The 17708-nt window shown below is 40.9% G+C and carries 7 protein-coding genes; 5 read left to right on the top strand and 2 right to left on the bottom strand.

Annotated features, from left to right (window positions below):
* The first annotated feature begins 51 nt into the window (after positions 1 to 51).
* The 5 genes from H8744_RS05885 (at position 52) to H8744_RS05905 (ending at position 14265) form a co-directional block, all read left to right on the top strand.
* Complete coding sequence (locus tag H8744_RS05885) at positions 52 to 4056, top strand: two-component regulator propeller domain-containing protein (RefSeq protein WP_439649373.1); 4005 nt, start codon at positions 52 to 54, stop codon at positions 4054 to 4056.
* 207 nt (positions 4057 to 4263) lie between these two features.
* Positions 4264 to 7278: a SusC/RagA family TonB-linked outer membrane protein gene (locus tag H8744_RS05890; RefSeq protein WP_262433955.1), complete on the top strand. Its 3015-nt coding sequence runs from the start codon at positions 4264 to 4266 to the stop codon at positions 7276 to 7278.
* Between the two features lie 22 nt (positions 7279 to 7300).
* Complete coding sequence (locus H8744_RS05895; RefSeq protein WP_262433956.1) at positions 7301 to 9007, top strand: RagB/SusD family nutrient uptake outer membrane protein; 1707 nt, start codon at positions 7301 to 7303, stop codon at positions 9005 to 9007.
* Between the two features lie 313 nt (positions 9008 to 9320).
* Positions 9321 to 11129: an FG-GAP repeat domain-containing protein gene (locus H8744_RS05900; RefSeq protein ID WP_262433957.1), complete on the top strand. Its 1809-nt coding sequence runs from the start codon at positions 9321 to 9323 to the stop codon at positions 11127 to 11129.
* 76 nt (positions 11130 to 11205) lie between these two features.
* Entirely contained in the window at positions 11206 to 14265 is a 3060-nt protein-coding gene (locus H8744_RS05905; RefSeq protein ID WP_262433958.1) for a beta-L-arabinofuranosidase domain-containing protein, read from the top strand.
* Between the two features lie 126 nt (positions 14266 to 14391).
* Here H8744_RS05905 and H8744_RS05910 read toward each other — a convergent pair whose 3' ends face one another.
* Both H8744_RS05910 and H8744_RS05915 read right to left on the bottom strand, forming a co-directional pair.
* Positions 14392 to 15726: a hypothetical protein gene (locus H8744_RS05910; protein WP_262433959.1), complete on the bottom strand. Its 1335-nt coding sequence runs from the start codon at positions 15724 to 15726 to the stop codon at positions 14392 to 14394.
* Positions 15723 to 17648 carry a DNA cytosine methyltransferase gene (locus H8744_RS05915; protein WP_262433960.1) on the bottom strand — a complete coding sequence of 642 codons (1926 nt, stop codon included), beginning with the start codon at positions 17646 to 17648 and terminating at the stop codon, positions 15723 to 15725. Before H8744_RS05915 ends, H8744_RS05910 begins: the two co-directional genes overlap by 4 nt.
* Positions 17649 to 17708: the final 60 nt, after the last annotated feature.

Consider the following 17708-nt stretch of genomic DNA (forward strand, 5'->3'; position numbering starts at 1 on the left):
ATGGCTCTAAAAGTATTTATCCGTTTTGTCATTGTATGGGGAATCGCTCTGATGAGCGTGGTAAATACCCATGCCTCCGAGAATCTCATTTTTGAGCATTTCAATATGGAGAACGGCCTTTCCCAAAATACGATAAACAGTATCATTCAAGATGATTACGGTTTCATGTGGTTTGGTACGAAAGACGGATTGAATCGCTTTGACGGGTTGACTTTTAAAGTTTATAGACACATCCCCAATGATTTGACCAGTTTGGGAAGTAGTTATATATTGTCTCTCTGTAAGGATACGGACGGTGTATTGTGGGTTGGTACCGATGTCGGTTTGTACGCCTATGATACGACCAATGACAATTTCCATCCTTTGTCTGATAAAGCTGCCGATGGCAAGAGTATTACGGAAAGGGTCAACGACATAAATGTGGATAAAAACGGGGATATTTGGTTGACGGCAGGACCACAAGGTGTTTTTAAATACAGCAAGGCTGAAAACCGTTTATATCATTATGATCTGAATGACCATGTATATGCGCAATGCCTTGAAATGGACGACAAAGGGCGCATATGGGTAGGAGCGTTGAATGGAGGTTTGTTCCTTTATAACCATCTCCGGAAACAGTTTGAGAAGATGGAAACAAAAGGATTCGATCTGAGCCAATGCAATACCAATGTTTTATTGTGTAGTGATAACAGGATGTATGTAGGTACTACTGAACTGGGACTCTTAGTCTTGACGGAGGATGGTACTTTGATGACCGTTGAAAATAAGAATAAAGAATTAAACCTGAACGCTTCCTTAATCCATTCCATCGAACGTAAGTCATCGTCCGAGATATTGATTGGGACTGAGATCGGTTTGGTCTTATACAATGAAATTTCAAAAGAGACCATACGTTATTATCATCAGGTTTCCAATTCCCGTTCCATATCCGATAGTGCCATCTATTCCATTTATAAAGACAGGGAAAAAGGGATTTGGCTGGGGACTTATTTTGATGGTATAAACTATTTGCCTTACCAGTTCAGCCCTTTTATGCAATATTATCCTCAACAAGATTATTTATCCATATCGGGTGAACGAATAAGGGAAATGTGCCAGGACGGAATGGGACGTATTTGGATCGGGTCGGAAGATAACGGTCTTTCCTGTTTCGATACGAAAACCAAAAAGTTTATCAGTTATAAACAGCAGCGAATAGGTGCGTTTCCGAATCTGCTCAATGTGCATGGACTGGCTTGTGACGATCGTTACCTGTGGATAGGGTATTATAACGGAGGAATCGACCGTTATGATCTGCTGACCGGAGAATTGCGATATATGTCCCTTTCTGAAAAAATCGGTTGTAAGGTCAACGAGGATGTGTTTTCCTTATATTGTTCCCAAGCAGATCGTAAATTGTGGATTGGAACTGTTCGGGGGGTGTATACGTATGATATCATGGAAGATAAAATGACATGCATTCACGAATTGGGTAATATATTTGTTTATGATATCAAGCAAGATAAGAATGGATGTTTTTGGTTTGCAACGCTTGGATCGGGGGTGATTTGTTATCATCCAGAAACCCAAAAACGGACATCCTATGTTTATAATGAGAAAGATGATCATAGTCTTCCCTCCAACAAAGTGTTGAGTACACATATTTCGTCTACGGGCGAAGTGTGGTTTACTACTGAAGGAGGAGGTATATGCCGTTACGATCGTAAGAAAGATAACTTCATCCGTTTTAATGAAAGAAACGGATTACCCAACGGTGTCGCTTATCAGATTGTTGAGGATTCTGAGACTAATTTCTGGTTTGGCACGAACAATGGTTTGGTAAAGTTGGATACGAAAACGGGAGACGTACAAACCTATACACATAATAACGGGCTTATATCCAATCAGTTTAATTATAAATCGGGATTGATAGATGCCAATGGCGTAATCTATTTCGGTATGGTAAAAGGTATGATTGCATTTGATCCCAGGACTTTTGTGGAGAACAATTATAAACCTACCGTGGCACTTACTTCGTTTTCACTGTTCAATGAAGAGGTAAAAATAGGTTCTGATTCCCCTTTGAAACAATCCATCAACACTACTGGGTCGATAACATTACAACATGATCAGTCGACTTTCGCATTCGAGTTTGTCGTATTGAGCTTCTCCTCACCGAAACAAAACCGGTATGCCTATAAAATGGAGGGTCTGGATAAAGAATGGAATTTATTGGATCGCAATAACCGGATATTTTATTCTAATTTGCCTCCGGGGGATTATGTTTTCAAAGTGAAGGGTGCGAATAGTTATGGAATCTGGAGCGAAGTCGAAAAGAGCCTTGATATACATATATTACCTCCGTTTTATTTGTCTCGGACTGCTCGGATATGCTATTGGTTGTTCGGTGTTCTTTTTCTCTGTGGCATGTACATATTGTTGCGGAAAAGATTCATCAATAAACATAAGAAACAGATTGCCGCCATCGAAAAGGAAAAGGAACAGGAAGCCATTGAAGCTAAAATTGATTTCTTTACGAACGTGACTCACGAGATACGTACACCGCTTACATTGATCAGTTCCCCGTTGGAGTATCTGCTTGAAGATAAGGATCTGAAAGATAATGTCCGTGAAAATCTCATGGTAATGCAACAGAACACAAGACGGCTCTTGCAGTTGTCCAATCAACTGCTCGACTTCCAGCGAATAGAGAATAAAGGACTTAAACTTTATTTTGCCGATACGAACATTTCACAGATTTTGAGTGATACTTATAACCGCTTTCTGCCTACAGCCCGGCAACGCTCACTCGACTGTTCGCTGGATATCCCCGATGAACCTGTTTGGGCTAAAGTCGATTGCGAGGCATTCGTGAAAATAGTCAGTAATCTGCTTGTCAATGCTATTAAATATACCTTCACCTATATAAAAGTAGAACTGAAGTTAACGGAGAAAGCCGATGCGTTCCTTCTGATAGTTGAGAATGACGGTCATTTGATCGGAGAGAATCTGAAAGAGAAAATATTCGAACCTTTTTATCAGATTAAGGATGGAGAAAAAGGCTATGCGGGCAATGGTAGCGGCTTGGGATTACCTTTGGCAAAAGGGCTCGCCCAGATGCATGACGGCAGTTTGATTTATCAGGTTTCACCGGATGGAGCTGCCAACCGGTTTATACTTTCGCTTCCCCTGAAAGTAGACGAGAAAAGAGTATCTGACTCCGAACAGGATGTTGAAACAGAAGCCGGGGCGAATGAAAACAACGAATCTACTATGGTTGATTCTGTTCCGACTAAGGAAGGGAGTACTATCTTACTGGTTGAAGATAATATAGATTTGTTAGAGTTGATGACAAAATGGTTGAGTCCCGATTATACCATAATAAAGGCTGTGAACGGATTGGTCGCTTTGCAACAACTTGAGAATAAAGATGTAGATTTGATCGTCAGTGATATTATGATGCCAGAACTTGACGGTTTGGGACTGTTGAAGGAGGTGAGGTCGAATTATAAATTCAGCCATATTCCGGTTATCTTTCTTACGGCAAAGAATAATTTAAATTCTAAAATAGAGTCGTTGGACTCAGGCGCAGACGCTTATATTGAGAAACCATTTTCATTTTCTTTCTTGAAAGCACAAATTGCCAATCTGCTGGAGAAAAGAAAAGAGGTGAAACGTCTGTTCAGCCTGTACCCCATCGATGCGATTAACTCGATGGCCTTCAACGATACTGACCAGAAATTCTTGGCGGAGGTAAATCAGATTATCGAAAATAATATAGATAATCCGGAATTAAACATTGATTTGCTTTCGGGAGAGCTGGGACTGAGCCGTTCTACCTTAAACCGGAAGTTTAAGGGTATTTCCGAATTGTCTCCCAATGAATACATACGTTTATACCGTTTGAAGAAAGCTGCTGCTTACCTGAAATCCGGGAAATACCGTATAAATGAGATCGTATTCTTGACCGGATTCAGTACATCGTCATATTTTGCCAAATGTTTTCAGAAACAATTCGGGGTGTTGCCCAAAGAGTACATCAATATTTGTAAGGACGAAAATGAGCAAAAACAGTGATTATTTTCCGATGCATTTACTTTTTTGTTTTATGGTCTGAAAGTGTCCTTTAAACCATGTCAATGAGCCGTTTTTGCTTTATTTTGAGCCGTTTTTCGCGTCCGAAATAATCCCCATAACCTACATTTGTGACAAGCAAAGAATAATTTGTGAAGTAGTTATCCTATTCATTAAATATCAAACTTGTTTAATTAAAATTGAATGCTGATGAAAAATTCAAAGGTAAAAGCATGGAAGATGATAGCATTGCTATTGGGGCTTTTCTTAAGTTCGCATATGTACGCGGACAATATTAAAGGAAAAATTTTAGATGAAGCGGGCGAGCCGGTTATCGGTGCAAATGTTATTAAGAAGAATTCTACGCTGGGTACTATTACTGATTTGAATGGTACTTTTTCTATTGAAGCGGTAAAAGGGGATGTTTTACAAGTCACTTATTTAGGCTATATTCCGGTCGAAATAACTGTCGATGGCAAACCTATCTTGGTAACTTTGCACGAAGATGTGACAGGATTGGATGAAGTGGTAGTGGTCGGGTACGGATCTATTGAGAAGAAGAAGCTGACAAGTGCTATCGCAAGCGTCAAGTCCGATGACTTTCTCGCCGGAAGTGTGAAGGATGCCGGCCAGTTGATACAAGGAAAGATTGCCGGACTGAACATCAGTACACCGAGCGGTGACCCGGTTGGTGGTGTGGAGATTGTGCTTCGTGGTACGAATTCTCTAAAAGCGGGAAGCGCACCGTTGATACTTATCGATGGAGTTCCCGGTGACCTGAAATTGGTTTCACCGGATAATATCGCTTCCATCGATGTCTTGAAAGACGGTTCGGCCGCTGCTATTTACGGTACACGTGCAAACAACGGTGTGATACTTGTAACGACCAAACAGGCTGCTACCGGCAAAACCTCGATTAGCTATAACGGCTACATAACCACCGAACAGATTGCTCGTACACCGGAAGTGCTTACTGCTGCCGAGTATCGTAATCTTTTGAATAACGGAAGCGGATATATTGAAGAGAATTCGGACTACGGTTCTTCAACCGATTGGTTGGATGAGATTACCCGCACTCCCATTTCCCATTATCATAGTTTAAGTCTGAACTGGGGAAATGAAAAGACAAACGTATATGCTAATATCTCAGTAAAGGATGCAAAGGGAGTTTTCTTGAATTCCGATAAACAAGATTTCTCCGGTAAACTGACAGTCAATCACACGGCTTTTGACGGGTTGCTCAAATTTAATTTGAACACTATCTTGAGCAAACAAGATTACACCATCACTGCCGATGGAGATGCCAGTTTTAATTCCTATGCTTATAACATGGCGTTGACCGCTAATCCAACAGCACCGGTCAGAATGGAAGACGGGCAATGGTGTCAACCCAAGTTCTTGGGAGTAGATATCGGTACTTGGGAGAATCCTTTGGCATTGCTGAAAGAGCGGAAAGGAAATAATGACAACTTCACAGGCCGTATTTATGGTAATATCACGTTTACGCCGATAGCTGAACTGAAATTTAATTTGTTAATGTCCTACCAACGTTATAACCAGACTCGCGGGTATGCCCAGTCTTCAAGGGACATCAGTAACACGGTGTATTCCGCCACTCCATTGTTCGCTTCCCGAGCTGCCACACAAAGTGAAGATGCCATGCTCGAGTTTACCGGACAGTTTGACAAAACGTTCAACGAACACCAGTTATCAGTACTGGGCGGATATAGTTATATCCGCAATGAATGGGAACATTTCTGGATGAACAATTACGATTTTCCGTCCGATCAGTTGACTTATCATAATATGGGAATGGGGTCTGCTTTGAAAGACGGTAAGGCAGGTATGTATAGCAATAAGACTTCCGGAAACCTGATCGGATTCTTTGCCCGGGTGAACTATAACTATAAAGAGAAATATATGCTCACCGCCAGTGTGCGTTATGAAGGCGATTCCAAGTTCGTGGGTTCCAATCAGGAATGGGGTTTGTTTCCTTCCGTCAGTGCTGCCTGGAGAATCAGTAAGGAATCATTCATGGAGAATCTTACTTTTATTGATGACCTGAAACTGCGTGCAGGATACGGTGTAACAGGTATTTCTCCTTCTCAATACTATCAGACCATTTCACGCCTGAAATATTTAGGTACCGGAAATTCATTCTACTATGACGGTGAATGGGTCACTCCTCTCGGCCCGGCAAACAATGTAAATACTAAGTTTACTTGGGAGAAGAAACACGAATACAACGCAGGATTGGATTTCTCACTGCTGAAAGGGCGCATTTCCGGTTCGGTGGATTATTATAACCGTGTGACGAGCGATTTGCTTTGGGATTTCAGCGTACCGGTTCCGCCTAATGTTTACGGGACGACTACTGCCAATATCGGTAAGATACGTAATTCGGGAATTGAGGTCATGATATCCGGGATACCCGTCAAAACAAGGAACTTTTCGTGGACACCGGCTGTGACTTTCTCCTACAATACGAATAAGTTGTCGTCGCTCGATTATGCACAGTATAACGTGGAGAATCCCCGTGATTACTTTTTCACTAATGCCGAAGAAGGGTCGTATACATGCACCCACCGTATAAAAGTTGGAGAACCTATCGGACAAATCTGGGGATACAAGGTAGTGGGGATTAGCGAAGAAGGGAAGTGGCTGTTTGACGATCCTACTAATCCCGGTGGAACATTTACAACGGATGATAGTGGCATCACTGTCGAGAGTCATGGACAAGTATTAGGGAACAGTTTGCCCAAATATTACTTGGGATTCAATAACCGGTTTACATTCAAGAACTTTGACTTGAGCATTATGATGCGTGGAGCATTTGATTATAGCATTATCAACCAGTTCCGCCTGCGTAATGAAAATGTAAGCAACCGCCGTTCGAACAACAAACCTGTGTCTGCTTTCGATCCTGTATTCGGTGTTTCAGTGAATAAGAACCCGGTTGAGAAGATCACCAGTTATTATGTGGAAAAGGGCGATTTCTGGAAGATAGATAATATCACTTTGGGTTATACATTCTCTACTCCGAAAGTGAAGTACTTGGAATCGTTCCGTTTGTATGCCACCGTTAATAACGCCTTTATATTCACAGGCTACTCGGGCAACGATCCTGAATCTGCGTCACGTGTCGGGCTGAATCCCGGAATGGATTATATGAACCAGTATCCTACTACACGGATCTATACATTGGGCGTAAACTTAAATTTCTAACTATAAAAACTACCGATTAGATATGAGACTAATTAAGAATCTACTGTTAGCATCAGTATGCTGTTGCTCGACATTTTCAATACAGAGTTGCGTTGATCTGGACGACCGGATTTATTCTGAAATAGTAGAAGACAGATATGAGCCTACCCCACTGGACGGGTTGGCAAAGATCGGTGCGGCTTATACTCCGTTTAAGGGTTTGTGTACCCGGTTGCTTTTAGGTATGTCGTGGGACACCGACCAGATATTTTGTCCGGTAAAGCCTTGGGGCTGGACGTACGGTTATCAACTGTTCAATCACAATTATACATCCAGTTCTGCTGAGATCGATGGTGGCTGGAACTCATGTTATGACGGCATCAATGCCTGCAACCGCACCATTTGGGAATTGCAGAACGGAGATCAGGGAGATGATACCGAAGCTTTGATCAAGGAGCTGGAGGCATTGCGTAGCTGCTACTATTACTATCTGTGTGATCTGTACGGAAATGTGGCATGGTCTGTCAAATATAACGGTGAAGAAGACTATTTGCCGGAACAGATCTCACGTGCCAATCTTGCCGGGGAGATTGAAAAGGGATTGAAAAAGTCCTTACCCTATTTATATACCGATGTGAACAAGAAGACCTATGGGCGTTTCACGCAATGGGCCGCCTATGCCACTTTAGCCAAATTATACCTGAATTGGGGCGTATATGTGTATGGTGACGGGGACAAGGGACGTTGGCAGGATTGCATCGACATGTGCGATAAGATCATTGAGTCGGATGCATTTGCCCTGACGGGCACTCAAAAAGAGATTTTTGTTGCCGAAAATGATTTTTGTAAAGAAGCGATTTTTGCCGTGGTTTTTGATGAGAAAAATGCTCAGGGATTAAGCCTTTTCACCACCAACCTTAATGGGCAGCATGCGCAAACCTATCAGATTACCGGAGGATGGGGTAATGGCGGTTCGATCATGGTGCCGCAGTTCATCGATTCATATCATCCAGATGACAAGCGTTTGAAGGAGAACTATCTGTACGGTCCTCAATATGACAGTGATGGAAATTTGATGAAGGCAGGTTTGGGCAGCATAGCCGGACAGGATTTTATTATTGTGAATGAAGTCCTTTCCTGTGAGGGCAGTAGCGGTGAAAACTGTAATGAAAATATGGGTTATCGGCTTGCCAAATACGAATATGAAATGGGGTTGGATGGAAACAATATGAATAATGATGTATTCCCATTCAGATATTCGGATGTGTTGATGATGAAGGCAGAATGCCTGTTGCGTCTTGGGCGAGCCGATGATGCTGCGGAACTTGTTACCAAAGTGAGACGTAGAAGCTTTAATGACCAATCGGTTGCCGTGGTCACGGGTGATGAACTGAATCAGGGAAGTTGTTATGCCTACGGATATAAAGAGTGTGTGCCCTCCCGGGGTAAATATCCCAAAAATCCGGATGGAACGTGGAAGTACACCACTTCCGATCCCGGTGCCCCGGAAGCCGGTGGCGAGGATATCGTATACGGCCGTTTCCTGGATGAATTAGGCTGGGAGTTTGATCAGGAAGGTCGCCGCAGACAGGATATGATACGTTTCAAAACGACATCCGGTAAATCGGTGTGGATTGCTAAAGCATGGTCGTCTCATAAAGCTACGAATGACATCAATAAGCAATTGTATCCTATTCCTTTAAAGGAAATTCAGGCAAATTCTAATTTACATCAAAACGAGGGATATTAAATTTTATTCAGGTTTCGCAAGTTATGTGTCTCATTGTCAATATGTAAAAGATCTGTTTGTTGGATGTTAATACCTATCGTGTCAAGTATTAATAGTCATCACGCTAGATATTAATAGTCATCACGCTGGATATTAATGATCGTCGCGCTAGTTATTAATGGTCGATACGACCTGTCTTAATGATCATTGTGAAAACGATTAATGGATTAATAAACAGTATGTTATATTGTTCGTATTTGGTGTCTTTTACCAAAACATGAAATGGCTTGCGAAACTTGGAATTCTTATTAATCTTAAAAGTATAGTTATTATTATGAAGAAGTTATTATTACTTTCGGGACTATGTCTCAGTGCATGTATGATGAATGCACAAACCATCGTGGACTCACAAGCTGAGTTGGAGAAGCTTTTTGTTGAAGCACCGTTTAACTTTTCCGATCCGTTGGATGATGGGGGAGGAGATGCTTGGTTTGCCAACGGATTGAACGTACCGGTGATTGCCGCAGACTTTAATGGAGATGGAAATAAGGATGTTTTCCTCACCGGAAACATTTCTTTCGGAGAGGTAGGAAACCCCTCTCCAACGAACGTACTTTATCTGGGGGATGGAACCGGCAAGTTTACGGCCTATAAACTGCCTGATAGCGGAGCATACCACATGGGAGCTGCCCACTATATCAAAACAGCGAATGATAAAGCAATCATTGCCACTACGGGGTCTGTAACAGATGCGGAGTGGTGGAATCCGGGCTTTAATCTCGGATTGAAAAGCAATCTGAAGACCTCTCTGCATGAATTGTCTTTCGATGCCGATGGAAAGCCTGTGTGGACTTTGGTGAAAGAGCTGGAGGACGGAGTTTGCGGTGTAGGTGTCGGACTTCACGTATACGATTTCGATAAAGATGGTAATTACGATGTCTTGATTTCCGGCTGGATCGGTTTGCCCGATACGGAAGCTGAAGTGATCAGTGAATACGGTTCAAGTACTCAAGTTATCTATTGGGGAGACGGAAACGGAAACTTTACTCGTAAAACACATGTGGATAATGGACTGGCACCAGTTGCCGATGGTGGTTCTGTCGTTGCCGACCTGAATGGTGACGGGTATCCGGATGTGGTTTCCGTAACCGGTAAATCGGGAAAATGTTGGAACGATGCCGCTAATCTTGAAAAGAAAGGAGATGGAAGCGGAGTCTTTGTATCGATCAATAACAAGAACCGTACGTTTACCACCACTACTTTGGTGAAATCTGAGAACAAGGACGGATTGTATTTCACCAGTGAAGGCTCTCGTGTACAGGTAGGCGATTTCAATAATGACGGTGCTATCGATATCTGGTTCGGGAACAATGACCAGGTGTCTTCCGATCCCTGGAGATACAGAGGAGGATTTTTCCTGAATGACGGGAAAGGCAATTTCACGGCTCACAATAAGGATGTTGCCGGCAAAGATGTGACTCCACTTGGAGTTGAAAGAGCAACTCCGGTAGTGGCTGATTTCAATCAGGATGGAAATCTCGATTTGTGGTATAACACCTGGTTGCCGACAACCGATCTGGACGATGCGAGCAAAGCTAATAATCTGCAGGCATTGGTAGGCGTATTGCAGTTAGGTGATGGAAAAGGCGGTTTCAGCACTCATATATTCAAAGGAGAAATGGGCGTGGCTGAATCTACACCGACAATGACAGGTTATTACCAACGCTGGTGTGCATTGAAGACTCCTGTCTATGCTATGGCCGATTTCAATAATGACGGTGTGCCCGATGTGGTAGCTACTTCTGGCGATGCCCATAATACTGATTTCAAGGGATTGACTTATGTTGCAGGTGCTGCCGCCCATTCGGACAAAGCCGTGAAGCTGCCTGAAGATAATAAACTGGGTAATTTTACAGGTATTCAGCAATCTGTAAATGAGAAGAATGTGACGGTTAATTATCAGAATGGCCGGTTGACCGTATCCGGAGCTGACGGAAGAAAAGTGAATGTATATTCCGTTGCCGGTTCGTTGACAAATACGTTTACGGCAGAAGGCGATGTCTATACAGTGAACATCAATTTGGCCAAAGGATTTTATGTGGTAGCTGCCGGAGATTTCAGGCAGACGATTATTGCACAGTAATATTTTGAGCTTTTACCGGACAAAACGGCTTTATCCCGTTTTGTCCGGATGCTCTTCTATCTAAATAATAGTTTATATGAGAAAAAGAACAGGTTTCATTATTGCAATGTTGTTATTTGCAGGGTATGGTGTTCATGCGGAGGAGACGGACGACCTTTACGTTGTGCCGAGAGTGGTGGAGAAGAAATGGACAAATTTCAATCTATCCGATGTTCGCCTTCTGGATGGAAGTTATTTTAAGAAGATGCAGGATCAACATTTGAATTATCTGCTTTCCCTCGATCCGGAACGTTTGCTCAACAATGTTTTGCGTGGAGGGGATATTCCTACATCTGCTGCAAACTACGGCGGATGGCAGCACGACAATGGTAATGGGTTTTCCAATTATATGGCGGGATGCGCCATGATGTATGCCTCCACTGGGGACGTACGTCTGCTGGAACGCATAAAGTGGATGATCGACCAGATTGCCGTTTGCCAGGAGAAAGAGAATTTGGATGGCTTTTTCTATTTCGGACGCAGTAAAGGAGCCGCCTCATATAATGCATTGATGGCAGCTACGGGAAATGGCGTATATCCCGTTAACAACGGGGAGGACTTTTACACGAATTCTGCCATGGCGGGAATGGCTTTTTACCAGTTGCACCGCATATTCTACGGAATACGGGATGTTTATTATTATACCGGCTATGAGAAAGCAAAAACCGTCTTCGTGAAATGCATGGAGTGGGCTTGTAAATGGACGGACCTCATTCCGGAAGATGCACAACTCCAGATGGCGCTTGAGGCAGAACACGGAGGGATGACCGAGTTGTTCGTCGATGCATATGCGCTGACCGGCAATAAGCGTTTCATTGATAATGCCGAAAGATGGGTTCACAGCCTTAACTTCAGGGATCAGATGGCAAAAGGAAACGATGTGTTGACTTCCCGTCATGCCAATGTATACGATCCAAAATACATGGGATTGATCCGTGACTATGAGTTTACGGGGAATGAACAAAACCGCGATGCGGCACTCAATACGTGGGATATCGTGGTCAATCATCATGTACTTTCAATGGGAGGCCACGGAAGATGGGAACGTTACGGAGAACCGGGGAAATTTTTGGATCAGTTGGCTAATACTTCCACCGAAACCTGTTGCACGAATAATATGTTGCGGTTTACCAAGGCCATGTTTTCTGTTTTTGGTGACGGCAAGTATCTCGATTTTTATGAAAAAGCCTTATATAACCATATTCTGGCTTCTAAAGATCCCGATAATCAGTCGGTTGGCGGTGGGTTCTGCTATTATCAGTCGTTGATGCCGGGGCAATGTCGTAAATATATGGACGATAACAGCTTTTACTGCTGTTGGGAGACGGGACTCGAAAATCATTCCAAATATGGAGAAGCGATCTATTTCCATAACGATGACGATATCTTGGTTAATTTATACATACCTTCCACGCTGGAATATGAAGATAGAGGTTTTTCTATGCGAATGGAAGGGGATTATCCGTTGGAGAATGAGATAAAATTGACAATTCTAAAAAATCAGGACTTCAATGGTACTATTCGATTCAGATGCCCGCAATGGATGGATGCCTCACGTGTGAATATAACAGTGAATGGACAAACACAAAAAGTCAATATAGAATCCGGAAAGTTTATAAATATCCGGCAAGCTTGGAAAGCCGGAGATGTAATAGTACTGTCAATGCCCGTTGAGCTGCGTTATGAACCGTCGGAAGAGCCGAATGTGGTGAGCCTGTTTTACGGACCTCTTGTGATCGTTCCCAACTTGGGTGCTGTGGCTTCCGGAGATTATGTCAGCAATGTGTGGGATCAGCAAGGAGATACGCAGATCGATAAGTTCCCGGATTTCCCTAACTTCACTCAGTCGAAAGAAGAGCTTTCCACATGGATGAAGAGAAAAGAAGGTACATTGGAATTTACTGCACAGGGGGCGGATCAGACTTATAATTTTGTGCCGTTTTATCAAGCCAACCACATGAGAACCTCAGTTTACCAACGTTTCACAGGTGAGAAAGACAAGAAATGGGAAAACAATTATGTCCCGGATCGGATCATTTTTAATGTAAATGAGACAGAACATGCATATGGCGGGCGAACATCACTTGAAAAGAATTATAACCGTTATTACCGTCATGTTGACAAGGGACGTAGCTTGTCTTACACTTTGAAACTTTCGGAAACATCCGGTACTCAGCATTGGATAGCTATCAAGCACCAGGGATGGGAAACGGAAGAAGTGGGCGATTACGAAGTTTATATCGATGATGCACTTATCGGCAGTATCGGGGCTTGTGAAAAATTGAAGCAATTCACTTATCCTACCAATTTTTTCAAAATACCCCTTGATCTGACTAAAGGAAAGTCGGAAGTGAGACTGAAAATCCTGCAAAAAGACCGGGCGATGAACTATTATGGCATTGAGATCGTAACTGATAAATACTTGGAAGAATTTTATCCGGAGACGAAATATGCGTATGAGTCGTCTCTGCCGGCAACGAGACTGGAAGCTGAGGCTTCCCAGCCTCATGAGTCGAACCGTACCTTTGACGGACTGAGTTCATCCGGAGCCTATGTATCACGTCTAAGTACCTATCTTCAATTCAATAATGTTTTTGTGAAGAAAGGAGGAACGTATCACTTGTCGGTATGCTACCGGGGGAGTGCGAGTCTCAGATATAATGTGACTGTGAATGATGTAGTGACTGAAGTTAAATACCCGTCAACGAACGGTGAATGGCAAACTTACACTTCCGAAATTGAGTTGAGAGAAGGATTTAATACGATCCATTTAGCACCTACCACCGTACGTACCCCATATGATGTGGATTACATCGAATTGCAACCGGCCGGTTCGTCTGCACTTGGAACGATCTTGTCCGATTGGCAACGGTTCTCTGTCTATCCTAATCCTTGTTCGGATTTTGCATATTTTAAAACGACAGCCGATTGGGTAGGAGTAATTTCAATAAGGGATATGCAAGGAAAATTGCTTTATTCGTTTAACTATCCCAATCAGAATAAATTAGAGGTAAACGGACTTTCCAACGGGGTTTATATGGTGTCTTTCGATGACGGGAAAGACCATAACACCACTAAGTTGGTTGTTTATAAATAATCAGCTGGACGATAAGGTAATAGTAGCTAATATAATATTTTTTTGAGGATAAGGATTGTTTTGCAGGTTATGTTTATGCAGGAGAACCTATTATTAAAAGACTAAATAATAGGTTCTTCTGCTATATTATGATCTATACAGTAGGCTATGCATTTGGCTCTTACTATCCAATATATGTGAAAATTCTTCAATCCATTGATTAGTAGGTTCATCAATGGGTGCAATATCTCTTCTTTTCAAACATATTGTTTCAACCAAAGCAATTAACCATATCTTACCTACTTCATTATAGTCTAAACTATGTTGTTCTATTTGGCTGAAGACCCAAGTCTTGAAATCAACAATGTGAATTTTTACATTATGAGTCATTTCGAGTTCTTCTACTCTGGTTATGATCTCTTCTTTCAAGTTTGGAGTAGCATCTGTAACAAAACCGACATTCTCTGCAATAGGATGAAAATTTAATTTCTCATGTAATTCTTCTAGTTCATCTCTAAGATATGCCTTCCCAAATTTAGCGTCCCATGATTCAATGATATCATTCCCATTGTTCGAATAACTTAATTCTATATCACCAATATTCCCATGTTTTTTATTTGCTGATCGCATTTGAGATAATGGAACTAAATATCCTGCAAGACATTTCTTAGTATTTAAAGCCTGAAACAACGAGTGCATAGCTATCTCAAGGATTCGTGCAGAGTATGTTGAATCATTGATGAAATCGCAAATAACTTTAAATATATCCTCAAAAGTTGGATTAGACAACAAATATTTCTCTGTCTTTTGTAAAAGGCAATCGGCAATTCTTTTAAACGATTCTGATTTTTTTATTAACTGTGTTATTAAAAATCTTAAGCCGGCCTCTGCATCTAGTTCTCCATTTTCCATCAAATCAACTAAAGTCAACCACTCCTCTCTTCCTCCCTTAATTGCAGCTTTATAAAGTTTTGAATATGGATAGTTTTCAGCCAATGAGCGAGTCATCATAAAGCCGTCTGCATTTAAACGTAAAAGTTCATATTTACGTAATACAGGGGTGATGAAATTTTTATCCAATACTCTCATTGCAATTCCTTCACTCCAAGAAAAACTTCCGCTTTGAGTGCTTCCTTTATGTAACCGAATGGATTGTTGAGGACTTAAAGATTTTATAGTTAATTGTAAGACAGACAGTCCGACAATAGCTCTACCGACTTCACTTGTCACAGAATTGACCAATTTCTCCAAAACATTCTTATGCTCTTGACATAAGACATCATGATTAATATTTGGAATATAACATTCTTTTATTAAATGTTCCAAATATCCATGTTCTAACTGGCTCTTTACATATTGAGAACGCCTTTTAGCCTCGATGGACAACTTGCCTTCGTCGTATTGATGTACAGACCCATCACTGTCGTATAAAATACTTTTGCCTTGAAGGATCACCAAATATGGTTCGTTTATTTCATTCATAATGATTTATTTAATTGTATGCTTAGAGGGTTTAAAGTCGGAAATCTGTATGGAATAAGATAATAATCCTCTTTTATTTCCGGATTTGTTTTCGTGTTTCTTATTTCAAAACCAATGTTCTTTAACTCTCTAAAAAACAAAAGTAGTTCATTTTTCTCAATATGAAAGTATTGTGTGAAAAAATCGATGGGTTCAATTTTACCAATGGGAGTATCTTCATATAGCATTGAAATAATCTTCCACATACTTTTATTTTGTGTAGGCTTCTTGTGAAAAATTATATTGTAGTCTATTTCATTCTTATATTGATAATATCCTGCAAATTGTACCAGATCTACTTTTATATTATGTTCTGACAAAGAGTCCTCAAAAGCTTTCCACAGGGCTGTGTAATCCTTTAAGATATATGAATTTGAAGTTAATTCAATCTTTTTTACTTTTTTGAAAAGTGTGTCATTCCTTTGAGAATAAATATTTATTTCAATTTTTGGTGTACGAGATTGAGTCTTATTACGCAAATTAATTCTCCAAATTTCTTCCTCTAATTCGATCTTAATTGTGTATTCTCCGTTCCTGTCAACTTTTACCCATTCAAAATTATCTTTTAAATCGGCCGAATATTGTATATGCTTTTCTATTGAGGTCGTTTCTACATCAATAGTCGTTATTGCCTCCTTTGCCTTGATAAGGTAAGCATTGGTCTTTTCGCGTTTTAACTTTCTAAAAGATAATGTATCAGAGTCATTTAAATATTTTAAATCGAAAGGTAATTCTATATCAAAAACTTGATTTAAAAGTGCTAAACCCAAAATTCTTGCAAATTGCGGAGGAACCGAATTGCCAATTTGTTTTTGCCCAATTGCATAATTTCCGACAAATTCATAATCGTCTGGGAAAGTTTGTAACCTTTTCAGTTCACTAATTGTAAACCGTCGATTGCACCAATGGAAGGGACCTGTATATTGTCCCCCTGAAGCTTTCAGTGTTCTTATAGGAGTGGTTGGATCTGCCTTATATAAGAAATCAGAGAATTTAGATCTCCACGCAAATATAGGGTTGGGATGTCCCATCTTTTCAGTAAAAAAACTATAATTCAAACCAGGGGGAATTTCTTTTAGTAGATGTCCAAACTTTCCTCCTAGCTGACTTGCTTTTTCTTCTATAGTTAGACCTTCTAAAGCATTAGCGGCATTAAAAAATGGTATATCCTTTGAATCAGGTCCATGGGTTGGTTTGGGTAGTTTGAAATACTTATCTTTCAATCCCACGATTATTAGTCTTTCACGATGTTGCGGTACTCCATAATCGGCCGTATCCAATACGCGATATGACAATTTATATCCAACTTCTTTAAAAGCTTGTACGATTTGTTTGATCGCATCTCCTCCTTGAGCCCCTAAAAGTCCATATACATTTTCAAATAAAAAGCCTCGAGGCTGAAGCTCTTTTAATATTCTGACATATTCTTGAAACAGTGTTCCTCTATCGTCATTTATTCCTCTTACACCAGCAACTCGTCTTCCTGCAGATGAGAAAGATTGGCAAGGCGGCCCTCCTATAATAAAATCAATTTTAATATTTTGATTCGGTGAATAATCTCGGATATTCGCACAATTAATTTTTGTATTGCAATAATACTTTCCTTTGCCCTGATTTAATAGAGCGGTTTGAACAAATTTTTGTTCAATCTCAACGCTTTCGATTATATTAAAACCAACATCTTCAAATCCGATATCCAGTCCTCCTGCACCGGAAAACAAACTTAATGTATTAATTTTTATTCCTTTCGTGCGGCTCCAATTCCGAACATGATAACCGAATTCATCGGGTGTTAAAAAATCCCTATTTGCAAATTTCTGACACAACAAGCTATAACTATTTCTTTCCTCTAATTCAAACAATCTTAATTGCTTTTCTTTCATTCTTTACCTGTTTTTCTTCTAATCAGGCACAAAATTAATATTTATATCCTGAAACCTTTT

Source organism: Jilunia laotingensis (assembly GCF_014385165.1).
Classification (GTDB): domain Bacteria; phylum Bacteroidota; class Bacteroidia; order Bacteroidales; family Bacteroidaceae; genus Bacteroides; species Bacteroides laotingensis.